This window comes from Pseudomonas sp. FP2254, assembly GCF_030687695.1.
GTDB classification, from domain to species: domain Bacteria; phylum Pseudomonadota; class Gammaproteobacteria; order Pseudomonadales; family Pseudomonadaceae; genus Aquipseudomonas; species Aquipseudomonas quebecensis.
The window spans coordinates 260050-283304 of record NZ_CP117444.1; the positions used below are offsets into that span (position 1 = coordinate 260050).

Consider the following 23255-nt stretch of genomic DNA (forward strand, 5'->3'; position numbering starts at 1 on the left):
GTGCTCACCCGTCATACCGCTCAGCCCTGCGATTAGTCCCAAACCACCTATTCATGTTTAACTTGAACGTTCGTTCAAGTTAAACCGGTGGTTCGCTGCCCGCTCACAACAGGAGGCTTACCTTTGCTGAGTCTGTTTTTCCCAGCCACATTTCACATCCCAGGGGTGCATCGCTCATGAGTGCATCGTCTACCCCTTCCAGCGGCCTGGTGCGCATGAATGCGCCCGTTTTCTACTTTGCCGCGACCTTCATTCTGCTGTTCGGCATCACCGTCATCGCTATTCCGCAACAGGCCGGTGCCTGGCTGCTGGCGGCGCAAAACTGGGCGGCCAACACGGTCGGCTGGTACTACATGCTGGCGATGACCCTGTATCTGGTCTTCGTGGTGGTCACCGCGTTATCGGGCTACGGCAAGATAAAACTCGGTGCCGACCACGACGAGCCCGAATTCAGTTACTTGTCCTGGGCCGGCATGCTGTTCGCCGCCGGTATCAGCATCACGCTGTTTTTCTTCTGCGTGTCCGAGCCGCTGACGCACCTGGTGCAACCGCCCCAGGGCGCACCGATGAACGCCGACGCCGCGCGCCAGGCCATGCAGGTGCTGTTCCTGCATTGGGGCCTGCATGGCTGGGGCGTGTTCGCCTTCGTCGGCATGGCCCTGGCGTACTTCGCCTACCGGCATAACCTGCCGCTGGCGTTGCGTTCGGCGCTGTACCCGCTGATCGGCAAGCGCATCAACGGCCCCATCGGTTATGCGGTGGATGGCTTTGGCATCATCGCCACGGTGTTCGGCCTGGGCGCCGACATGGGTTTCGGCGTGTTGCATCTCAACTCCGGCCTGGACTACCTGTTCGGCATCGCCCACACACAGTGGATCCAGGTTGGTTTGATCACCCTGATGATGGGCGCTGCGATCCTGGTGGCCATCGCCGGCGTGGACAAGGGCGTGCGGGTGATGTCCGACATCAACATGCTGCTGGCCTGTGCGTTGCTGCTGTTCGTGTTGTTTGCCGGCCCTACCCAGCACTTGCTCAACACCCTGATCCAGAACATCGGCGACTACCTCGGCGCCCTGCCGACCAAGAGTTTCGACGTCTACGCCTACAACAAACCCAGCGACTGGCTGGGCGGTTGGACGGTGTTCTACTGGGCCTGGTGGATCGCATGGTCGCCGTTCGTGGGCTTGTTTATCGCGCGGATTTCCCGTGGCCGCACCATTCGTGAATTCGTGTTCGGTGTACTGCTGATCCCGCTGGGTTTTACCCTGGCGTGGATGTCGATCTTCGGCAACAGTGCCATCGACCAAGTGCTCAACCACGGCATGGCGGCGCTCGGTCAGTCGGCCATCGACAACCCATCGATGAGTCTCTACCTGCTGCTTGAAACCTATCCGTGGAGCAAGACCGTGATCGCTGTCACGGTGTTTATCAGCTTTGTGTTCTTCGTCACCTCGGCCGATTCCGGCACTGTGGTGCTGTCGACGCTGTCGTCCAAGGGCGGCAACGCCGACGAAGATGGGCCGAAGTGGCTGCGGGTGTTCTGGGGCGCGATGACGGCACTGGTGACCAGTGCGTTGCTGTTCGCCGGCAGTATCGACTCGCTCAAGTCGGCGGTGGTACTGACCTCTTTGCCGTTCTCGCTGATTCTGCTGCTGATGATGTGGGGGCTGCACAAGGCGTTCTACATGGAGTCGCAAAAGCAGATCGCCCAGTTGCATTCGCTGGCGCCGATCTCTGCGTCACGCAAGGGCCGTGGCGGTTGGCGTCAACGCTTGAGCCAGGCCGTGCATTTTCCGTCGCGTGATGAGGTGTACCGTTTCCTCGAATCGACCGTGCGCCCGGCCATCGAAGAAGTGACCGCGGTGTTTGTCGAGAAGGGCCTGAACGTCGTGACCCAACCGGACCCGGCCAACGACAGCGTCAGCCTGGAAATCGGCCACGGCGAGGAGCGTCCGTTTGTCTATCAGGTGCAGATGCGCGGGTACTTCACGCCGTCGTTTGCCCTGGGTGGCATGGGCAAGAAAGCGATCAACAACCGTCGCTATTACCGGGCCGAGGTGCATTTGAGCGAAGGCAGCCAGGACTACGACCTGGTGGGCTACACCAAGGAGCAGATCATCAACGACATCCTCGACCAGTACGAGCGTCACCTGCAGTTCCTGCACATGGTGCGCTAGAGAGGAGGCTTGCGTCGCCTGACGCGTGCCGATCACGCCGCGTCAGGTTGTTCCTCTCGGGTAGGACTTTGCTGTAAAACGGAAAAGGTGAAGTTAAGCGATTCAGCTGCTCAAAGGTCTGGGAATAGCCTTATTCCCAGACCTTATTAGCCCTACTCCAAGAGAGGATTCGATGACTTATATTGCTGCCGAAAACCGCTATGAAACGCTTCCGTATCGCCGTGTAGGCCGCAGTGGCCTGGTGCTCCCGGCACTGTCCCTGGGGCTGTGGCACAACTTTGGCGACAGCACCCCGATCGACACCCAGCGCGCCTTGCTGCGTACCGCATTCGACCTGGGCATCAACCACTTTGACCTGGCCAACAACTACGGCCCGCCCTACGGCAGCGCCGAGATCAATTTCGGCCGTCTGCTGCGCGAAGACTTCAAGCATTACCGTGACGAACTGATCATCTCCAGCAAAGCCGGCTGGGACATGTGGCCCGGCCCCTATGGCCAGGGCGGCGGTTCGCGCAAATACGTACTGGCCAGCCTCGACCAGAGCCTGCAACGCCTGGGCGTGGATTACGTGGACATCTTCTACTCCCACCGCTTCGACGCCGACACGCCGCTGGAAGAAACCGCCAGCGCGCTGGCCACCGCCGTGCAACAGGGCAAGGCGCTGTATATCGGCATTTCGTCCTACTCCGGGGTCAAAACCCGCGAGATGGCCGCGTTGCTCAAAGAGTGGAAAGTACCGCTGTTGATCCACCAACCGGCCTACAACCTGCTCAACCGCTGGGTGGAAAAAGACCTGCTGGACACGACCGAAGAACTCGGCGCCGGGGTAATCGCCTTCACGCCGCTGGCTCAGGGTTTGCTCACTGACAAGTACCTCAACGGCGTACCCGCCGACGCACGGGTCAACCGCCCAGGTGGCGGTTCGTTGCAGGCCAGGCACCTGTCGGAAAGCAACATTGCCCATGTGCGTGCGTTGAACGAAATTGCCCAGCGCCGTGGCCAGAGCCTGGCACAAATGGCGTTGGCCTGGACCCTGCGCGATCCACGGGTGACCAGTGCGCTGATCGGCGCGAGCCGTCCGGAGCAGATCATCGAAAACGTCGGTGCGTTGAAGAACCTGAGCTTCAGCGCGGAAGAACTGGCGCAGATCGATCGGTTTGCACAGGAAGGCGGGATTAACTTGTGGGAAAAGCCATCTACGGCTGAGTAATCAGGTTCAACCTGATCAATGTGAGAGGGGGCAAGCCCCTCCCACTTTGATAGGTGTGGTTCAGAACGGCACGTCCCCGAGGATCGTCGCCCGGTGCATCACGCGCCGCTGCGGCCGGTAATCGTCCACTGCGTAGTGCTGGGTGACGCGATTGTCCCAGAACGCCACGTCGTTCTCCTGCCAGCGCCAGCGGAGGGTGAACTCCGGCCGTGTGGCGTGGGCAAACAGCAGCTTGAGGATTGCTTCGCTCTCTGCCGGCTCAAGTTCATTGATCCGGGTGGTGAACCCTTCATTGACAAACAGCGACTTACGCCCGCTGACCGGATGCGTACGCACGACCGGGTGCGACAGCGGCGGGTTTTTCCTGCGGGCTGCTTCCCAGCGCGCCAGGTCTTCGGCGCTGTTGCCGAAGCGTTCCAGCGGGAAGGACTGGATGAAATCGTGGGTCGCGGTGAGGCCGTTCAGCAGCATTTTCAACGGCTCCGACAACGCTTCATAAGCTGCAATGCCGCTGGCCCATAATGTGTCGCCGCCAAATGTCGGCAGCAGCTTGGCACTGAGTACGGCGCCGAGCGCCGGAGTGGGCAGGAAGGTCACGTCGGTGTGCCACACGGCGTTGTCGCGTACGTCAGTGACGGCGGTGTCGAGCACCAGCACTTCGGGCTGTTCCGGCACGTTGGGGTAGATCGGGTGAATGTGCAGGTCGCCGAAATTCGCCGCGAATCGCGCTTGTTGTGCAGGGGTGATCGGCTGGTCTCGAAAGAACAGCACCGAGTGAGTGAGCAATGCCTGCTCGATGGCGTCGCGCTGTTCAGGGCTCAACGGCCGGGTGATGTCGACACCACTGATCTGGGCGCCCAGGGCGGTGCTCAAGGGGGTTACGGTGAGGTTGCTCATGGTTCTCATCACTCAATGTGCCTGGCCATGCCAGGGCACCCATTTACGCTGCAGGGCACGCAGGCCCATTTCCATGGCGAAGGCGATCAGGGCGATTACCAGAATGCCCAGCACCACCACATCGGTGACCAGGAACTGCGCCGCCGACTGCACCATGAACCCCAGGCCACTGGTGGCCGCGATCAGTTCAGCGGCGACCAGCGTCGACCAACCCACGCCCAGGCCGATGCGCACCCCGGTGAGGATGTCGGGCAGGGCGCTGGGCAGGATCACGTGGCGAATCAGCTGGGCACGGCTCGCGCCCAACGATTGCGCGGCGCGCAGCTTGGCCGGGTCGACGGTGCGCACGCCGGTCGCGGTGGCGATGGCGATCGGTGCAAAAATCGCCAGGTAGATCAGCAGCACCTTGGAAAGCTCGCCAATGCCGCACCAGATTACGATTAACGGCAGATAAGCCAGGGGCGGGATCGGCCGATAGAATTCGATCACCGGATCGAGGATGCCCCGGGCGATGCGGTTGGCGCCGATGGCAATGCCTACGGGCACGGCGGTCAGCACCGCGAAGCCCAGCCCCAGCCCGATGCGCCTCAGGCTTGCGGCTAGATGCTGCCACAACGTTGAGTCCATGTAGCCGCTGGTTGCCAGCAACCACCCTTTTTGCAGCACGGCGGATGGCGGCGGCAGGAACAGCGGCTCAATCATGCCGCTGGCGGTAACGGCCCACCAGGCGGCCAGCAAGACGAACAGGGTCAATACACTGATCCAGCGCGTACTCAGGCCACGACGCAGCGGGATAACCCTGTGTGGCGCCGGCTGGCTGGTGGTGACAGGGAGTTCATAGCTGCTCATACGGATACCTGCCGTTGGGAGAACACCTTGCCCAGTACGTGTTCGCGGGTTTCGATAAAGCGTGGATCGGACTTGATCGCCCGCGCCGATTCACCGGCGGCGTAGCGTTGGCCGAAGTCCAGGTGCAAGCGTTCGACGATGTGGCCGGGATTGGGCGCCAGCAGGATCAGGTCAGTGGCGAGGAACACCGCCTCTTCGATGTCATGGGTAATCAGGAACACCGGCTTGGCCGTGCGCCGCCAGACTTGCAGCAGCAATTCCTGCATTTGTTCGCGCGTGAAGGCATCCAGCGCGCCGAACGGCTCGTCCATCAGCAGCACGCGCGGGTCGGCCGCCAACGCGCGGGCGAGGCCGACGCGTTGCTTCTGCCCACCGGAGAGCTGCCAGATGCGGCGATTATCGAAACCGGCCAGGTCCACCAATGCCAGCATTTCCCGTGCGCGCACTTCGCGTTGCGCCTTGGCCACGCCGGCCAGCTCGAGGCCGAAACCGACGTTGGCCAGCACGTCCTGCCAGGGCAACAAGGCGTCGTCCTGGAACACCACGCCGCGTTCGGCGCTTGGGCCCTTGACCACTGCGCCGTCCAGAGTGATGCGGCCAGCGCTGGGTTCGACGAAACCGGCAATCAGGTTTAACAGCGAAGTCTTGCCGCTGCCGGACGGGCCGAGAGCCACCAGCAATTGCCGGGGGCCGAGCTCAAGTGAAATATCCGCCAGCACCGGTGTTGGGGCGCCTGGGTACTGTGCGCTGATGCGCTCCAGTTGTAGCAAGGCCATCGCGATGAACTCCCGGGTCAGTGAGTGATGAACTGGGCGCTGATGTAGGGGGCGTAGTCCGGCAGCACGGCGTCGACTTTGCCTTGTTCCTTGAGGAACACCGCCGTATCGGTCACAGCCTGGGTGGTCGGTGCGCCGAGCAGGCTCACCTGGTCAGCGGCCAGCGGGTAGACGTTGCCTTGCAACAGCAGCGGGATGTCACTGGCCTTGGCCCCGGAAAGCTTCACCAGTTTGTCGATGTTGCTCGTGTCGGCCAGCCAGGCCTGCGGGTCTTTGCGGTACGCCGCGTAGGCGTCCAGCGTGACCTTGGCGAAGGCCGTGACGATTTCCGGGTGCTTCTGGGCAAAATCCTTGCGCACGATCCACGCATCGAAAGTCGGCGCGCCGAGCTTGGCCAGTTCGCCGGAAGTGATCAGCACCTTGCCGTTCTCCTTGGCCACGCCCAGGGCTGGGTCCCATACGTAAGTGGCGTCGATATCACCGCGCTTCCAGGCCGCGATGATCGCCGGCGGGGCCAGGTTCAGGATGGTCACTTTCGACGGGTCGATGTTCCAGTGCTTCAACGCGGCCAACAGGCTGTAGTGGCCGGTGGAAACGAAGGGCACAGCGACTTTCTTGCCGATCAGGTCCTGGGGGCCGTTGATCCCGGAACCATTGCGCGCCACCAGCGCTTCGGCGCCGCCGATCTGGGTGGCAACGAGAAAAGTCTGCACCGGCACCTTGCGTGTGATCGCAGCGGTCAGCGGGCTGGAGCCGAGGTAACCGATCTGTACGTCGCCGGAGGCGATGGCGGCGATGATGTCGGCGCCGTTGTCGAATTTGCGCCAGTCGATCTTGGCGTTGGTGGCTTTTTCATACGCGCCGTCGGCCTGGGCAACTTTGGCCGGGTCTACGGTGGTCTGGTAAGCGATGGTCACATCCGCCGCCTGGGCGAACAGGCTGGCACCGACCAGGGACAACACGGCCAGGAGGCGCAGAGGGGTTAACAGTTTCAAGGGGAAGCTCCTCAATCAGGCGGCCGAGGGTCGGCGTGTGAGGAGACTAAATGATCTAAGAATTCGAAAATAAATAACATTTTCGAATTAGCTTATGGGCGAAAGGTTGAGGCGAGGCTGGAGATGGATGAGGGCAAATGTGGGGAGGGGGCAATCCCCCTCTCACATTTTGCGCCGGGTTCGGCTTCAGTTAGTTGCTGATGGCGAGAATGCTCGCCTGGTACGACCCGACAAACACATCAAAATCGCCCACTTCGTTCTGCTCCAGCTCAGCCTGCTGTGCCAGCGACGCGCGCGCCAGTTCTTCAAAACGTGCCTGTTCCTCGGCCGCCAGCGGCTCTTTGCGGAAATACTCGGCATGCAGCTCGCTCTGGTGCAGGGAGAACTGCGCGAAACTCTCTTTGCGCTCGGCCATCGCCGCCAGCACCTGCGCCGACGGCGTCAGGGACGGGTCCTTGACCTTCGCCAACTGGGCGTCCAGCGCCTGGCTGTGTTCGGTGATGCCGTGGCTTTCATCGAGCAGGGCGGCCAGCGGCGCGATCTGTTCCAGCAACTCCGCGGCCCATTCCTTCATGTCCACGGCCTGGCCCTGACGCTGCAATTGCAGGCCTGGGCGGCGACCTTCCTTGACCACGCTGAGGAAGTTGGAAGTAGCGTTGCCACATTCGTTGTTGGCGAACAGCGGGCTGTCATTGAGCGCGCAGTACAACAGGAACGCGTCGAGGAACCGCGACTCCGGCAGGTCGATGCCCATCGGCAGGAAGGGGTTGATGTCCAGGCAGCGCACTTCGATGTACTGGATGCCCCGCGCCATCAGCGCCTGGATCGGCCGTTCGCCGGTGTAGGTCACGCGCTTGGGGCGGATATTGGAGTAGTACTCGTTTTCGATCTGCAGGATGTTGGTGTTGAGTTGTACCCACTCACCGTCCTTGTGCGTGCCGATTTCGACGTACGGCGCATAAGGCGTTGCCACCGCTTTGCGCAGGCTGTCGGTGTAACTGGCCAGGTCGTTGTAGCACGGCGTCAGGCCGGCCTGAGCGTTACTCTGGTAACCCAGGTCACTCATGCGCAGGCTGGTGGCGTAAGGCAGATAGAGGGTGTCGGCGTCGAGCGCTTCCAACTGGTGCGAGCGACCGCGAAGGAACCCCGCATCCAGGGCCGGCGAGGCACCGAACAGGTACATCAACAGCCAGCTGTAGCGGCGGAAATTACGGATCAGCGCGATATACGCATCGGACTGGAATTCGCGGTCGGTGCCGACAAAACCTTCGGCTTCCTTGAGCAGCGGCCATAATTTTTCCGGCAGCGAGAAGTTGTAATGGATTCCGGCGATGCACTGCATGGTCTTGCCGTAACGCAGGGCCAGGCCCTTGCGGTACACATACTTGAGCTGTCCGATATTGGAGGTGCCGTAGTAGGCAATCGGAATATCTTCCTCGGCCGGCAACGGGCACGGCATCGAGGGGCTCCACAGGTATTCGCTGCCCAGCTTGGTGTAGGCAAAGCGGTGGATTTTTTCCAGGCTGCTCAGGGTGTCGGCCGGGTTGGGCAAGGCTGGCGTGATGAACTCCAGCAGCGACTCCGAATAATCGGTGGTGATCTGCTCGTGGGTCAACGCAGCGCCCAGGGCTTCGGGGTGCGGCGTCTGCGCCAGGCGACCTTCACCTGTGACACGTAGGCATTCGCGCTCGATGCCATGCAGGCACTGCTCTAGCAGGGAGAGGTGTTCGCGCTTGCCGAGCAGGGCCAGGCGGCGGTTGAGAAGTTCGCTCAAGTTGGATTCCTTCACGCGTCAGTCGCCCCAATATGGGGGTGGGCAGGACGGTCTACAAGGGTGAAGTTAAAACTGGCGTGATCGCCTGGTTTTGAGTCAAGTTGACCCGCTTTGGAAAAGCCTACTTCATTCCATGAATTGGGCTATAGCGCAGCAAGAAAATTCCGACGCTGTTAGCGCAGCGCCGAAATTAACTCAAATCAGGGGCGGGGAGCTATAGGACAGCGAACGTGCCCTGTGCTTTTGCGACAAGTTTTTCGCCCTGGTACACATCCGCCTCGACCACCAATGTGCGACGACCCGCGTGAATGATGCGGCTGGTGCACAGCACTTCACCTTCCTCCACGGCGCGAATGTAATTGATCTTGCATTCGATGGTCGCGCTCTGCTGGTCGAAACCATGGGCGCTGGAACAGGCCAGTCCCATGGTGATGTCCACCAGGCTGAATATCGCCCCGCCATGCAGCTTGCCTGCGCGGTTGCGCAGCTGCGGCGCCAGGCTCAGGGCCACCTCGGCAACGCCTGGTTCCAGACGTTGCAGGCGGCAGCCGATCAGCTCGCTGAAGGCGCTCTGCGCCAGGCCTGCGGGGATGTCCATCAACGTTTCTTCAACTGTTTGGCGTTGGCGAACAACGAGGCCATGGCATTGTTGCTCGGCGCTGCCGTGGCGGTTTCCTTGCGCGGTGCGCTGTTCTGCGACGAACGCGCAGCGGAGCCAGGGCGTGCGCCACGGGCACCGTCGATTTTCTCGCCGGGGGTGTCGCTCATGCGCATCGACAGGCCGACGCGTTTGCGCGGGATGTCGACTTCCATGACCTTGACCTTGACCACGTCACCGGCCTTGACCGCTTCGCGCGGATCCTTGATGAATTTCTCCGAAAGCGCGGAAATATGCACCAAACCGTCCTGATGCACACCGATGTCCACAAAAGCGCCGAAGTTGGTGACGTTGGTCACCACACCTTCGAGGATCATGCCCGGTTGCAGGTCCTTGAGGTCTTCGACACCGTCCTGGAATTCTGCTGTCTTGAACTCGGGGCGCGGGTCGCGGCCCGGTTTTTCCAGCTCTTGCAGGATGTCGGTGATGGTCGGCACGCCGAAGGTTTCGTCGGTGTACTTCTTCGGGTCCAGGCGCTTGAGGAACGCGGCGTCGCCGATCAGCGAGCGGATGTCGCGGTCGGTCTCGGCGGCAATTCGCTGCACCAGCGGGTAGGCTTCCGGGTGGACCGCCGAGGCGTCCAGCGGGTTGTCACCGTTCATGACGCGCAGGAAACCGGCGGCCTGCTCGAAGGTTTTTTCACCCAGGCGTGCGACTTTTTTCAGCGCTGCGCGGGTCTTGAATGCGCCGTTTTCATCGCGGTGGTTGACGATGTTCTGCGCCAGGGTGGCGTTAAGGCCGGAAATTCGCGCCAGCAGCGCCACCGAAGCGGTGTTCACGTCCACACCCACGGCGTTTACGCAGTCTTCGACGACCGCATCCAGGCCGCGCGCCAGCTTTAACTGCGACACGTCGTGCTGGTACTGGCCGACGCCGATGGATTTAGGGTCGATCTTCACCAGTTCGGCCAAGGGGTCCTGCAGGCGACGGGCAATGGAGACCGCGCCACGGATCGATACGTCGAGGTCCGGGAATTCCTTGGAAGCCAGCTCCGACGCCGAATACACCGACGCGCCCGCTTCGGAAACCATGACTTTGGTCATCTTCATGGCTGGGTGTTTTTTGATCAGTTCGGCGGCCAGTTTGTCGGTTTCGCGGCTGGCGGTGCCGTTGCCGATGGCGATCAGGTCGACCGAATGCTTGGCACACAGGGCGGCGAGGATCGCGAGGGTCTGGTCCCACTTGTTGTGCGGCACGTGCGGGTACACGGTGGCGTGGTCCAGCAGCTTGCCGGTGGCGTCGACCACGGCGACCTTGCAACCGGTGCGCAGGCCAGGGTCCAGACCCAGCGTGGCGCGCGGACCGGCCGGGGCGGCCAGCAGCAGGTCGTGCAGGTTGTGGGCGAATACGTTGATCGCCTCGGTCTCGGCACCGTCGCGCAGCTCACCGAGCAGGTCGGTTTCCAGATGGGTGTAGAGCTTGACCTTCCAGGTCCAGCGCACCACTTCACCGAGCCATTTGTCCGCAGGGCGGTTTTGATTCTGGATGCCGAATTGTTGACCGATCATGCCTTCGCACGGGTGCATGGTGCCTGGCAGTTCATCGCCGACCTTGAGCGAGGAGCTGAGAATGCCTTCGTTGCGGCCGCGGAAAATGGCGAGGGCACGATGGGACGGCATGCTCTTGAGCGGCTCGTCGTGTTCGAAATAGTCACGGAACTTGGCGCCTTCTTCCTCTTTGCCGGCGATCACACGGGCACTGAGAATGGCTTCCTGCTTCAAATAGTTACGCAGCTTTTCCAGCAGGCTGGCGTCTTCGGCGAAGCGTTCCATGAGGATGTACTTGGCACCCTCCAGCGCGGCCTTGGTGTCGGCGACGCCTTTTTCGGCATCGACAAAGCGCGCGGCTTCGGTTTCCGGGGTCAGCGACGGGTCGTTGAACAGGCCGTCGGCCAACTCGCCGAGGCCGGCTTCCAGGGCGATCTGGCCTTTGGTGCGGCGCTTCTGTTTGTATGGAAGGTAAAGGTCTTCGAGGCGGGTCTTGGTGTCCGCAAGCTTGATGTCGCGCTCCAGTTGCGGGGTCAGCTTGCCCTGTTCCTCGATGCTGGCGAGGATGCTGATACGCCGTTCGTCGAGTTCTCGCAGGTAGCGCAGGCGCTCTTCCAGATGCCGCAATTGGGTATCGTCGAGGCTGCCGGTCACTTCTTTACGGTAACGGGCAATAAAGGGCACCGTGGAGCCTTCGTCCAGTAGCGCGACGGCCGCTTCGACCTGTTGTGGGCGTACACCGAGTTCCTCGGCAATGCGGCTGTTGATGCTGTCCATAAAACCACCTGAAATTCTGAAAAGCAGCTCGCGAGCCCGGAAAACAAGGCCTTGCGAGACTGGTTGAGCGGCCCGACCGGCGCCGCTGCCTGGGTCAAAGGCAGCCTATTGACCCTCGAAATCGAAAAAATCACGACAAGCGGGTGAAAAAAGCCCTGCAGTAAACGGTAACGATCTGACGTTGCCCTGCACGAAGGCGCGGCATTATAACCGGCGTTCTGCCCTTGGGGGGTACTGTGCCAGGAGGTTGTAGGGCGCGGGTTCGCTGGCAGTAGAGGAAAAATCTGCTAACAATGCACACGGTGCGTATAACGGCAGCTAGGCCATAATGCGCGCCGAGATAAGAGGAGCATCCAATGAGCAGCACTGCACACACTGCTGAAGGCGAAAAAATTCTCATCGTTGATGACGATCCGGGGCTGAGCAGCCTGCTGGAGCGTTTCTTCAACTCCAAAGGCTATCGAGCCCGCGCGGTACCGAATACCGAGCAGATGGACCGCCTCCTGGGGCGTGAAGTGTTCAATCTTGTCGTGCTCGACCTCATGCTGCCCGGCGAAGACGGCCTGACCGCCTGCAAGCGCCTGCGCGGTGCCAACAACCAGATTCCCATCATCATGCTCACCGCCAAGGGCGACGAGCTTAGCCGCATCAAGGGGCTCGAACTGGGCGCCGATGACTACTTGGCCAAGCCGTTCAATCCCGATGAGTTGATGGCGCGTGTCAAAGCGGTCCTGCGTCGTCAGGCACCGGCGGTGCCGGGCGCTCCGGGCAGTGAAGACGAGAGCGTCACGTTTGGCGACTACGAGCTGTCGCTGGCGACCCGCGAGCTCAAGCGCGGCGAAGAAGTGCACATGCTGACCACCGGCGAATTCGCCGTGCTGAAGGCGCTGGTCATGAACGCGCGTCAGCCGCTCACGCGTGACAAACTGATGAACCTGGCCCGTGGTCGCGAGTGGGACGCGCTGGAGCGTTCCATCGACGTACAGATCTCACGTTTGCGCCGGATGATCGAACCGGACCCGTCCAAACCGCGTTATATCCAGACGGTGTGGGGTGTGGGGTATGTGTTCGTGCCGGATGGCACTGCTACAAAGTGATCAATGACTTGCAGGTGCGGGCATCCTGGCGTTTGACTCCATAAAGGTCGACGGGATGCCTGGCGTCTGCAATTCTGCGAGCGCCGCTCATTCCTGCAAGGTGTCCAGCTGTCCTCTATGAAAACCCCGCTGTGGTTCCCGCAAAGTTTCTTCTCCCGCACCCTTTGGCTGGTGCTGATCGTCGTTCTGTTTTCCAAGGCACTTACCCTGGTTTATCTGCTGATGAACGAGGACGTGCTGGTGGACCGGCAATACAGCCATGGTGTCGCGTTGACGCTGCGTGCCTATTGGGCCGCCGACCCCGAGAATCGCGAGAAGATCGCGAAGGCCGCCACGCTGGTGCGCGTGGCCGGTGCCGGGGTGCCGGAAGGCGAGCAGCACTGGCCCTACAGCGAGATCTACCAGCGGCAGATGCAGGCCGAACTGGGGGAGGACACCGAAGTACGGTTGCGCATGCATGTATCGCCCGCATTGTGGGTACGTGCGCCAAGCCTGGGCGAGGATTGGATGAAGGTGCCGCTGTATCCGCACCCTTTGCGCGGGCAGAAAATCTGGAACGTGCTGGGTTGGTTCCTGGCCATTGGGCTGCTTTCAACCGCGTCCGCGTGGATCTTCGTGCGCCAGCTCAACCAGCCGCTCAAGCGTCTGGTGTTCGCTGCCCGGCAACTGGGCCAGGGCCGCAGTGTGCGCTTACCAGTCAGCGATACGCCCAGTGAAATGACTGAGGTGTACAGCGCCTTCAACCAGATGGCGGAGGACGTCGAACAGGCCGGCCGCGAACGCGAGCTGATGCTGGCCGGCGTGTCTCACGACTTGCGCACGCCGTTGACGCGACTGCGCCTGTCCCTTGAGTTGATGGGCAATCCTACCGACCTGACAGATGACATGGTCCGCGACATTGAAGACATGGACGCGATCCTCGACCAATTCCTGGCGTTTATCCGTGATGGCCGTGACGAAATGGTCGAGGAAGTCGACCTGACCGAGCTGGTGCGTGAGGTCGTCGCGCCCTATAACCAGAACGGCGAGCAGGTGCGCATGCGCCTGCAGCCGATCCAACCGTTCGCGCTGCGGCGCGTGTCGATGAAGCGCCTGTTGAACAACCTGATCGGCAACGCCCTCCATCACGCCGGTTCGGATGTGGAAGTGGCAGCGTACGTGTCCGGGGACAGCACTGCCCCATATGTGGTGCTGAGCGTGATGGACCGCGGCACCGGCATTGATCCTGCGGAGCTGGAAGGTATCTTCAACCCGTTCACCCGAGGGGATCGTGCACGTGGCGGCAAGGGGACGGGCCTGGGCCTGGCGATCGTGCGACGGATTGCTTCGATGCATGGTGGCAATGTCGAGTTGCGTAACCGCGAAGGCGGCGGCCTGGAAGCGAGGGTGCGCTTGCCGCTTGGGCTGATGCTGCCAAGAGATGCGGTATAGAGACAGCGGCAAGTTTCAAGCTTTAAGCCGCAAGCGAAAGGCCGACAGCTTTTGCCCTTTCTTGCAGCTTATCGCTTGAAGCTAACAGCGGCGTCCCTAACCCTTGCCCTTTGTCCTGGTCATATTCGGCCCGCCGTTTTTTTCCAGATGCTGGATGATGATCCCCGCCACATCCTTGCCGGTGGTGGTCTCGATACCTTCCAGGCCGGGTGAGGAATTCACCTCCATCACCAGCGGCCCATGATTGGAACGCAGGATATCCACCCCCGCTACCGCCAAGCCCATCACCTTGGCCGCCCGCAGCGCGGTCATGCGTTCTTCCGGGGTGATCTTGATCAGGCTGGCACTGCCGCCGCGGTGCAGGTTGGAGCGAAACTCACCCGGCTTGGCCTGGCGCTTCATGGCGGCGATGACTTTATCGCCCACCACGAAGCAGCGGATGTCCGCCCCGCCGGCTTCCTTGATGTATTCCTGCACCATGATGTTCTGCTTGAGGCCCATGAAGGCCTCGATCACCGACTCGGCCGCGGTGGCGGTTTCACACAGCACCACGCCGATGCCTTGCGTGCCCTCTAATACCTTGATCACCAGCGGTGCGCCGTTGACCATTTCGATCAAGTCCGGGATGTCGTCGGGCGAATGGGCAAAACCGGTGACCGGCAAGCCGATGCCCCGGCGAGACAGCAATTGCAACGAGCGCAGTTTGTCCCGCGAACGCGCAATGGCAACCGATTCGTTCAGCGGGAATACCCCCATCATTTCAAACTGCCGTAAAACGGCGCAGCCATAGAACGTCACCGATGCCCCGATACGCGGGATGACCGCGTCAAATCCCTCAAGAGGCTTGCCCCGGTAGTGAATTTGCGGCTTGTGGCTGGCAATGTTCATGTAGGCACGCAACGTGTCGATCACCACCATTTCATGGCCACGTTCAGTGCCGGCCTCGACCAGGCGGCGGGTGGAATACAGACGCGGGTTTCGCGACAGCACAGCAATCTTCATGCAGCACCTGGGGCAGAAATAGTAGAGACCGGGAACACCGGCTTGTCTTGAACGTACTTGACGCCGGGATTGACCACCAATTGGCCGTCGATCAGCGCCTTGGAGCCCAGCAACAGGCGGTAACGCATGGCTTTGCGGCAGGCCAGGGTGAATTCCACCCGCCATACCCGATCACCCAACGCCAGCGTGGTGCTGATCACATAACGCACCTGCGCATGGCCGTTGGAGCTCTTGATGGTTTTCATCGTCACCAGGGGCGCTTCACAGCGACGATGGCGCAGTTGCACAACGCTGCCCAGGTGTGCGGTAAAACGCACCCACTTTTCGCCGTCGCGCTCGAATGGCTCAATGTCGGTGGCGTGCAGGCTGGAAGTGCTGGCACCCGTATCAATCTTCGCGCGCAGCCCTGCCACTCCCAGGTCGGGAAGGGCCACCCACTCACGCAGACCCACAACGGTCAAATGGTCAAATGTCTTCAATATGGGTAACCGGTCAATTCGCCCAGGCCTGGGAAGGAATCTCGGCCAAAGCATTGAATGCGGGCCTGGCGAACCAATAGCCTTGCATCAGAAATATTCCACAGTCGGACAGGAAGTCTCGCTCCCCGGCACTTTCGATACCTTCGGCGATGACAGTAACGCCCAACTGCTCACAGATTGTGACAATCCCCCGGACGATTACCTGGCGGACGCGATCCTTGTCGACATCGCGAATGAGCGCCATATCAAGCTTGATCAAGTCAGGTTGGAAATCGGCCAGCAGATTCAGCCCCGAATAGCCCGCGCCGAAATCGTCGATGGCGGTCTTGAAGCCGAATTGGCGGTATTCACGCAGAATATTGGTCAAATGGCGATAGTTATCTACGTGCTCGCTCTCCAGTGTTTCGAAAATCAGCCGGTCCAGCGGAAAATTGTGCGCGCGTGCAGCCTCCAGCGTGCTGCGAATACACAGCTCCGGGCGATACACGGCATTGGGCATGAAGTTGATCGACAGGTGAGTGTGCATCCCCAGCGCCGCAGCGCCTGCAATGGCTTGGGTGCGGCAGCGCTGGTCGAAGCGATAGCGATTGCTTTCGTTGACCTGCTGCAGCACCGACAGTGCGCCTTCGCCATTGACGCCGCGCACCAGCGCTTCGTTGGCGAAGATCGAATGGTCCCGCAGGTCTACGATAGGTTGGTAGGCGAACGCGAAATCGAACCCGAGGGGTTCGCTCTGCTGGCAGCCCACGCACCGTTGGCCCGGCGAGGTGAGTGAAATGGGGAAGTCGGTCACGGCGTATCCTCGCGAAAACGGGGTGCTACCTGGCGTATCTTAGGTGAGCCTTGGGATTTATGCGTCGAAGGGTTTCAACGGTAAAGTTGCGACATTTTTCAAAGCGAGGAATTCAAGTGGCTCAAAAGCAGGAAGAGGAAGAAAAGGTCCGTTTGGACAAGTGGCTATGGGCGGCGCGTTTTTTTAAAACACGCGCCTTGGCCAAGGCCGCCATTGAGAGCGGCAAGGTGCATCATCGAGGCGAGCGCTGTAAACCGGGCAAAGAGCCACGTGTCGGTGATGAGTTGCAGATTCGGATAGGTTTTGACGAGAAGACCGTCGTGGTCCAGGCACTTTCCATCGTGCGCCGTGGCGCACCCGAAGCACAGGCGCTGTACACCGAAACCGAAGCGAGCATTGCCAAGCGCGAAAATGCGGCAGCCATGCGCAAGGCGGGTGCCACCGGGATGACCACTGATGGCAAGCCGAGCAAGAAACAGCGCCGCGATTTGTTCAAGTTTCGCGGCAGCGGCAGTGATGACTGATTGCGTACAACCCTCGTTAAGACGCGGTCAATGTGGGGGGAGCAAGCCCTCCACATTAGGCCTGCGGCGTTAAGAGGCTGTGCGCATGACGCTCAATCGACCAATCAATGGCAGTTTACCAAGCAACCTGAACAACGGTGCTGTCACCCGCATCAACACCCCCGACACCTTCGCCGCAAACGGCGTGTAGTACCCCCAGCCTAATGCCAGCAGTGCCAGCAGCACACCGCCGATATAGTCGTCCTGGCCCCAGTGCGCGCCGGCGACCAGGCGCGGCATCATGAACAACAACGCCAAGCCCCAAATGACCAGTATCTGGCCGACGCGCTTGGCAAATACGCTCATGAACATCCCCCAGATCAGCAGCACTGAGGCATGATCACCCGGAAAACTTTGGCTTGAGCGGTCCTTCAATTCCCAGGTTTTTTCCAGGCCGGGGAAATAATCGCTCATCTGAATGGCGCCGCTGATCACCATCGACGGGCTACTGTGCTGCCAACCCATCTGCGCCGCGAGCTTGGAAAACAGCATGCGGATAAACAGCAACAGCAGCAGAATGCCGATGAAACCGAAAAACGCCTGGCGTACCTGCAACGCCTTGAATACCCAGTCGCCGCGAATGAGCAGGGCCAGCAGAATCACACCGACCACTGCATCGAACGGGCGCAGGCTTGCCACGGCCCATAGATGCAGCCAGGCTGAGCTGCTGGCCAGTGGATCATTGAGCAGATGGAACAGCCATTCGTCGAAAGCCACGCAGAGCATCTGCCCCGTGGGCCACAGCCAGAAACACAGCAGCCCGACGGCGATCAGATTGCACAGCGCCCACCCCCCGAGGTTCCACTTGGCTTGGAACAAACCCGGATTGTTCATAAACTGTCCCTCTTCGCTCTGTGAAATCGCACCAATTTGGTGCCAAAGCGTTTAATTTTATAAACTTTGTAACCATTTTGTCATCACTTCAGATACCCAGACCTATGACTGATTTGCCGCATAACGACTTCACCCAACGCTTCATCTTCGACGACAGCGACGCGCGCGGCGAACTGGTGTCGCTGGAGCTCAGCTATGCCGAAGTCCTCGCCAAGCACGCTTATCCAGAACCGGTCGCGCAACTGCTGGGCGAACTGATGGCTGCGGCGGCTTTGCTGGTGGGCACCATGAAGTTCGATGGTTTGCTGATCCTGCAGGCGCGTTCCGAAGGCCCGATTCCGCTGTTGATGATCGAATGTTCCAGCGAGCGCGACATTCGCGGCCTGGCCCGCTACGACGCCGCCCTGATCGCCGCGGACGCAACCTTGTCGGATCTGATGCCCAACGGCGTATTGGCGCTCACCGTCGATCCGACTCAGGGCCAGCGCTACCAGGGCATCGTCGACCTCGATGGCGAGACATTGTCGGAATGTTTCACCAACTATTTCGTAATGTCCCAGCAGGTGGGCACCAAGTTCTGGCTCAACGCCGACGGTAAACGCGCCCGAGGCATGCTGTTGCAGCAATTGCCGGCCGATCGCATCAAGGACGACGACGATCGTGCGGAAAGCTGGCGCCATACCATCGCCCTGGCCGACACCCTGAAAGCCGAAGAACTGCTGGGCCTGGACAACGAAACCATTCTCCATCGTCTGTACCACGAGGAAGCCGTGCGGCTGTTTGACGCGCAGGGCCTGCGCTTCCGTTGCAGCTGCTCCCGCGAGCGTTCGGCGAACGCCTTGGTCAGCCTGGGACTGGAAGATGCGCAGAATCTGGTGGTGGAACACGGCGGCAATATCGAGATCGACTGCCAATTCTGCAACCAGCGCTATCTGTTCGATGCCGCTGATGTCGCCCAATTGTTCGCTGGCGCAGGCGTCGACACCCCTTCCGGTACCCGACACTAAAACGTTTAAGCACAGGTAAATCACCTGTCGATTGCCGTATTAGCGCTGTTCTGACGGGAGGGCCCTACTCTTTTTGGGCTTTTCTGGCATAATCCGGCCCACTTTTTTCGCGGTAGTAGTGCGCAACTTTCTACTACAAAACGTTTGGAGCACTCGGCCATAGGCCGACGGGGAACCTCATGACGCAAGCCAACAACGCCGTATACACCGATCTGAGTGTTGACGATCTGGTTAAAGAAGCCCTGCAGCGCGGTGAAGGCGTGCTTGCCGATACGGGTGCGCTGGTTGTAGAAACCGGTCACCGCACCGGCCGTTCGCCAGTCGATCGTTTCATTGTTGAAGAGCCTTCCACCCAGGACGCCATTGCCTGGGGCCCGATCAATCGCAAGTTCCCGGCCGACAAGTTCGACGCCCTGTGGGCGCGTGTCGAAGCGTTCAACAATGCGCAAGAGCATTTCGTTTCCCACGTTCATGTAGGTGCTTCGGCAGACCACTACCTGCCCGTGAAAATGACCACCCAGACTGCCTGGCAGAACCTGTTCGGTCGTTGCCTGTTCATCAACCCGGCCCAGTACAACCCTGCTGGCCGTGACGAATGGCAAGTGCTCAACGTGGCCAACTTCGAGTGTGTGCCGGAGCGCGACGGCACCAACTCCGACGGTTGCGTGATCCTCAATTTCGCCCAGAAAAAAGTGTTGATCGCCGGTATGCGTTACGCCGGTGAAATGAAGAAAGCCATGTTCTCGGTGCAGAACTTCCTGCTGCCGGCCGCCGATGTGCTGCCAATGCACTGCGCCGCCAACATCGGCGAAGCAGGCGACGTGACCCTGTTCTTCGGTCTGTCGGGTACCGGCAAGACCACCTTGTCCGCCGACGAAAGCCGTTACCTGATCGGCGACGACGAGCACGGCTGGGGCGAAGGCGTTGTGTTCAACATCGAAGGCGGTTGCTATGCCAAGTGCATAGACCTGTCCGAGAAGAACGAACCGGTTATCTGGAAAGCCATCAAGCACGGCGCGGTGCTGGAAAACGTGGTGATCGACGAGGCCAGGCACGCCGACTACACCAATGTGAGCCTGACCCAGAACAGCCGCGCCGCCTATCCGCTGGAGCACGTTGCCAAGCGTTCCGAGAAAAACCTGGGCGGCGAGCCTAACGCGGTGATCTTCCTGACCTGCGACCTGACTGGCGTACTGCCGCCGGTGTCGATCCTCAGCGAAGAGCAAGCGGCCTATCACTTCCTGTCCGGCTACACCGCACTGGTGGGCTCGACTGAAATGGGCTCGGGCAGCGGTATCAAGTCGACCTTCTCCACCTGCTTCGGCGCACCGTTCTTCCCACGCCCGGCCGGTGAATACGCAGAGCTGTTGATCAAGCGCATTCGTGGTTTCGGCTCGAAGGTCTACCTGGTTAATACCGGTTGGACCGGCGGCGGCTACGGTGTCGGCAAACGGTTCAACATCCCGACCACGCGCGGCGTGATCGCAGCGATTCAGAGCGGCGCGTTGATCGGTGCTGAAACCGAACACCTCGACACCATCAACCTCGACGTGCCACTGGCCGTACCGGGCGTTGAGACCGGCTTGTTGAACCCACGTAACACCTGGGCTGACAAGGCCGCTTACGATGAAGCAGCGAAGGCCCTGGCCGGCCTGTTCATCGAGAACTTCAAGAAGTTCGAAGTGAGCGATGCGATCAAGGCTGCGGGTCCGAAGTTGTAAGATTCGGCCGCTGTGAAAAAGCCGCCCCTTTGTGGGCGGCTTTTTTATGGGCGGCGTCAGGCTGAAGCGGATATCCGTGTCGGAAGGCTAAGTGTTTTAGCGCTCAGCTCAGATTTTCCAGGGTCTGCGTGTCCCAGCTGTGAGTTTTGATGGCCAGGTAGAGCATACCGATAGTCAGTGGGACCTTGTCGCCATGCCCTTTGCTGCGACGCTTGAGGAACACGTCAAAGACCGGCGGGTTGAAGTAGCGATAAGTGTCGTAGTCGCCCAGGTCGAGGGCGAACTCCTGCTCCAGTTTTTCCATGAGCTGCTTGGCTTCACTGCCGTCACAGCCCAGGTCGAAATTAAGTGAGGTTTGCAGGCGGATGGTCTTGTGTTTCGGCAGGCCGATTTCTTCGTGCAGCAGCTGCAGGAGTTGCTGCATCACGGGGTCTTCGGGGAGGTTCGGGGCGAGGTTCATGGTGGGGGCACGCAGGAGTGGATGAAGGGGCTGGTTGCGTTGGAGGCGGTATTTGTTTCGAGTGATGAAGAGCGCCAAGCCTATTAAGAATACAAAGACAGGTAGCAGGGGCATTCTGAGGATCACCGCTACATAGGGTAGTAGGAACGTCAAAATAAGGCCTATTGTAATAAATGTGACTGCGAAGTGCTTTCTGAGCATGGGGTCTGTGATTTGGTAGTGCAGCACCAAATAGATAATGAGAAAGGAAGCGGATTGAAGGTAAAGGGCCATGTCACTAAGACTCGTCTGAGTAGACATGCATTGAGAGTGTTGACCGCTGAGGTCCTATGCCTCCTCTCACACTGGCATCCAGACCGATGATCCCCGATGCTTTAACCGCTCCGGAGATTATGTTTTTGATGAGCACGTTTTGGTCGTTTAACCGATCGGCCTGATTCCGTCTCAAAGGATGGGAAATCGCGACCGCCATTTTGCTTGGCAAGTCTCTGGCCAGCATTTTTTCGTACAGCCCACTTATCTGATCGCGCACTTGTCGCGCTGCCGTTTTTGTTTCAAGCAGGCATAGATTGGCCAAAGCATGCCGATTGTCAGGCACTACAGTGAAGCGAATCACTGTGAAGATGACGCCATAGTGGCCGATGTGTTGAGTCCTTTCGATGTTCACAGGTTTCTGCCGAGAAAGTTGAGACCGCGCTATTTTCATTCAGCTACGGGTAACTTCTGTAGAGGGTCAAGCGGGTGTTTGGAGCAGTTTGGGAAGGGGATGTCGCTGTGTTTGGAGGTTTCCTACAACCGTTTCCGGAATTTGTGGTTTGTAGGAGCGAGCTTGCTCGCGAAAAACTCAAGGACGCCGCGTTTCTTCTGGTTTGCCGCGCCATCGTTGACGATTTTCGCGAGCAAGCTCGCTCAAAGCGTGTTGCTTAGATTTGCGGTTGTTCGGGTTGCAGCTGTACATGCTGCGCCGCTTCCAACAAATCACAGCCGTCCTGGACGAGCAGGTACAAGGCGTTGGTGATGTGGGAGATGTCTTTGAGGTTGGCGTGTTCGAAGGTCAGGCAGGAGAAGGTTTCCAGCAGGTCCGTAGCTGCGCGGATGCGTTGGTGGGCGGCGGACTGTGTCCAGGTTGGTCAACCGGCAGGGATCACCCGGCACGCCCGAAGGCGTCCCAAACACAGCCGCCATGAAGCGTATGGGCACGTAAGTGCCTACGACATCTGAGGGTGCGTATGCGATCTCTGTAATCGGTGACCAAACCCGATCGCTGATTTTGCAGCGAGGGGCGAACTATAGGTGGGTGCGGTGCAATGGTGCAATACAGGCAAAGGCTGTTTCAGATCGTTCCCACGCTCCCGCGTGGGAATGCATCCCGTGACGCTCTGCGTCACCCGTGCCGAGGACCCACGCAGCGCGTGAGGAACGATCACTGCCTTACAGGCCTGCTGATACACCGCTCAAAAATCGCCTCCAACCCCCGATAATCACACGCCACCGCATCAATATTCGCCGGTATCCACGCCGCGTGTTTGACCAGCCACCAGTTCACTGAAAACCCTGCATTGACGATGATTTGCTCGAACAAAATCCGCTGCGCCCGGCCGTTGCCTTCGCGGAACGGGTGGATCACGTTGAGGTCGCCATACGCCTCGGCAACCTGCGTCACCAGTTCGGCTTGGCTCGCGCCCACAAACCAGTTTGCATCTTCCATGTGCCGAATGATCTTCGCCGCTTCCGGTTGGATGCGTTCCGGGGTGCAGAACAGGGTGTCGCCTTTTCGGATGTTGACGCTGCGCAGTTCACCGGCCCAGTCGTAGATGTCGCCGAACAGCGTCCGGTGAATGTACTGCAGGCGTTCGAGGTCGTAGGGCGGCGGGAAGAGCGGGAGGCTGCCTACCGCGATTTCGGATAGTTCCCGCTCGGCCTGGTGCAGGCGTTGTTCGTCGAGCAAATCGAGGCGGTTGCGCAGGACGCTGCTACCGGGGTAGCAGTACGGGTCCTGGCCCACCCCGTATTTGTCGAGCATCAGCGTGGAGTGTTGCGGTACTTGGCAAGCACGGCTTCGCGGGTCGGCAGGGGTTTGTCGACATCGGCCGGTTGGGTCTCGAACCCTTCCAAGCGCAGGCTGGCCAGGTAATTGGAGCGACGGATCTTGTGGTAGTGATCCTGTTTTTGCTCAAACGTCAGTTCGCTCATTACAGCGTCCTCCTGGGTGGCAAGGCTTGATTGTAGCTCAATGCGTCAGCGGAAAGGCGGGATAAAAACCACGTC

The 23255-nt window shown here is 60.1% G+C and carries 21 protein-coding genes and 1 pseudogene; 7 read left to right on the forward strand and 15 right to left on the reverse strand.

Annotation, left to right across the window (positions count from 1 at the left end):
* Positions 1-215 precede the first annotated feature (215 nt).
* Together betT and mgrA are read left to right on the forward strand one after the other, a co-directional pair.
* Positions 216-2177, forward strand: coding sequence for a choline transporter BetT (betT, locus tag PSH94_RS01175; protein WP_305437708.1), 1962 nt, complete (start codon positions 216-218; stop codon positions 2175-2177).
* Positions 2178-2349: 172 nt separating this feature from the next.
* Entirely contained in the window at positions 2350-3387 is a 1038-nt protein-coding gene (mgrA, locus tag PSH94_RS01180) for an L-glyceraldehyde 3-phosphate reductase (protein ID WP_181081041.1), read from the forward strand.
* 60 nt (positions 3388-3447) lie between these two features.
* On the opposite strand, the gene tauD is transcribed toward mgrA, so the two are convergent.
* The 7 genes from tauD to PSH94_RS01215 all read right to left on the reverse strand — a co-directional run bounded on the left by tauD (position 3448) and on the right by PSH94_RS01215 (position 11600).
* Positions 3448-4284, reverse strand: coding sequence for a taurine dioxygenase (gene tauD, locus PSH94_RS01185; RefSeq protein WP_305436170.1), 837 nt, complete (start codon positions 4282-4284; stop codon positions 3448-3450).
* 12 nt (positions 4285-4296) lie between these two features.
* Positions 4297-5133 carry a taurine ABC transporter permease TauC gene (gene tauC / locus PSH94_RS01190; RefSeq protein ID WP_305436171.1) on the reverse strand — a complete coding sequence of 279 codons (837 nt, stop codon included), beginning with the start codon at positions 5131-5133 and terminating at the stop codon, positions 4297-4299.
* Positions 5130-5909: a taurine ABC transporter ATP-binding subunit gene (gene tauB, locus PSH94_RS01195; RefSeq protein WP_181081036.1), complete on the reverse strand. Its 780-nt coding sequence runs from the start codon at positions 5907-5909 to the stop codon at positions 5130-5132. The genes tauC and tauB overlap by 4 nt, the downstream gene beginning before the upstream one ends.
* A gap of 17 nt (positions 5910-5926) precedes the next feature.
* Positions 5927-6904, reverse strand: a complete 978-nt coding sequence (gene tauA, locus PSH94_RS01200) for a taurine ABC transporter substrate-binding protein (RefSeq protein WP_305436173.1) — start codon at positions 6902-6904, stop codon at positions 5927-5929.
* A 190-nt stretch (positions 6905-7094) separates the two neighbouring features.
* Positions 7095-8678 (reverse strand): glutamate--cysteine ligase, encoded by a 1584-nt coding sequence (gshA, locus tag PSH94_RS01205; RefSeq protein ID WP_181081034.1) that lies wholly within the window; start codon positions 8676-8678, stop codon positions 7095-7097.
* Positions 8679-8892: 214 nt separating this feature from the next.
* A complete protein-coding gene (locus PSH94_RS01210) occupies positions 8893-9276 on the reverse strand; it encodes a PaaI family thioesterase (protein WP_253509958.1) in 384 nt (127 codons plus the stop codon).
* Positions 9276-11600: a Tex family protein gene (locus PSH94_RS01215; RefSeq protein ID WP_305436176.1), complete on the reverse strand. Its 2325-nt coding sequence runs from the start codon at positions 11598-11600 to the stop codon at positions 9276-9278. The genes PSH94_RS01210 and PSH94_RS01215 overlap by 1 nt, the downstream gene beginning before the upstream one ends.
* Before the next feature lie 356 nt (positions 11601-11956).
* Here PSH94_RS01215 and ompR point away from each other — a divergent pair, with 356 nt between their 5' ends.
* A complete protein-coding gene (gene ompR, locus PSH94_RS01220; RefSeq protein WP_181081031.1) occupies positions 11957-12697 on the forward strand; it encodes a two-component system response regulator OmpR in 741 nt (246 codons plus the stop codon).
* 117 nt (positions 12698-12814) lie between these two features.
* Entirely contained in the window at positions 12815-14128 is a 1314-nt protein-coding gene (locus tag PSH94_RS01225; protein ID WP_181081030.1) for an ATP-binding protein, read from the forward strand.
* A gap of 96 nt (positions 14129-14224) precedes the next feature.
* On the opposite strand, the gene rimK is transcribed toward PSH94_RS01225, so the two are convergent.
* The 3 genes from rimK to PSH94_RS01240 form a co-directional block, all read right to left on the reverse strand.
* Complete coding sequence (rimK, locus tag PSH94_RS01230) at positions 14225-15130, reverse strand: 30S ribosomal protein S6--L-glutamate ligase (protein WP_003171022.1); 906 nt, start codon at positions 15128-15130, stop codon at positions 14225-14227.
* Positions 15127-15543: an ATP-dependent zinc protease gene (locus PSH94_RS01235; protein WP_231124439.1), complete on the reverse strand. Its 417-nt coding sequence runs from the start codon at positions 15541-15543 to the stop codon at positions 15127-15129. Before PSH94_RS01235 ends, rimK begins: the two co-directional genes overlap by 4 nt.
* A 79-nt stretch (positions 15544-15622) precedes the next feature.
* Positions 15623-16402, reverse strand: a complete 780-nt coding sequence (locus PSH94_RS01240) for an EAL domain-containing protein (RefSeq protein WP_181081029.1) — start codon at positions 16400-16402, stop codon at positions 15623-15625.
* Positions 16403-16518: 116 nt separating this feature from the next.
* Between PSH94_RS01240 and PSH94_RS01245 the strand changes: the two genes are divergently transcribed.
* The gene (locus PSH94_RS01245; RefSeq protein ID WP_181081028.1) at positions 16519-16926 is read left to right on the forward strand and encodes an RNA-binding S4 domain-containing protein; all 408 of its coding nucleotides are present in this window, start codon (positions 16519-16521) and stop codon (positions 16924-16926) included.
* Between the two features lie 69 nt (positions 16927-16995).
* Here the strand turns inward: PSH94_RS01245 and PSH94_RS01250 are convergent, their stop codons facing one another.
* The gene (locus tag PSH94_RS01250) at positions 16996-17799 is read right to left on the reverse strand and encodes a phosphatase PAP2 family protein (RefSeq protein WP_181081027.1); all 804 of its coding nucleotides are present in this window, start codon (positions 17797-17799) and stop codon (positions 16996-16998) included.
* A gap of 104 nt (positions 17800-17903) precedes the next feature.
* Here PSH94_RS01250 and hslO point away from each other — a divergent pair, with 104 nt between their 5' ends.
* Positions 17904-18806, forward strand: a complete 903-nt coding sequence (gene hslO, locus PSH94_RS01255; RefSeq protein ID WP_305436178.1) for an Hsp33 family molecular chaperone HslO — start codon at positions 17904-17906, stop codon at positions 18804-18806.
* Positions 18807-18985: 179 nt separating this feature from the next.
* A complete protein-coding gene (locus tag PSH94_RS01260) occupies positions 18986-20527 on the forward strand; it encodes a phosphoenolpyruvate carboxykinase (protein ID WP_181081025.1) in 1542 nt (513 codons plus the stop codon).
* 103 nt (positions 20528-20630) lie between these two features.
* Here the strand turns inward: PSH94_RS01260 and PSH94_RS01265 are convergent, their stop codons facing one another.
* From PSH94_RS01265 to PSH94_RS01280, 4 genes and pseudogenes are all read right to left on the reverse strand, one after another.
* Positions 20631-20987, reverse strand: a complete 357-nt coding sequence (locus tag PSH94_RS01265; protein ID WP_181081024.1) for a DUF1493 family protein — start codon at positions 20985-20987, stop codon at positions 20631-20633.
* A gap of 923 nt (positions 20988-21910) precedes the next feature.
* Positions 21911-22099 (reverse strand): annotated as a pseudogene (locus PSH94_RS01270) (hypothetical protein); the annotation flags it as partial.
* A gap of 311 nt (positions 22100-22410) precedes the next feature.
* Positions 22411-23010, reverse strand: a complete 600-nt coding sequence (locus tag PSH94_RS01275; RefSeq protein WP_181081022.1) for a putative adenosine monophosphate-protein transferase Fic — start codon at positions 23008-23010, stop codon at positions 22411-22413.
* Complete coding sequence (locus PSH94_RS01280; protein ID WP_080761377.1) at positions 23010-23180, reverse strand: YhfG family protein; 171 nt, start codon at positions 23178-23180, stop codon at positions 23010-23012. Before PSH94_RS01280 ends, PSH94_RS01275 begins: the two co-directional genes overlap by 1 nt.
* Between the last annotated feature and the right edge of the window lie 75 nt (positions 23181-23255).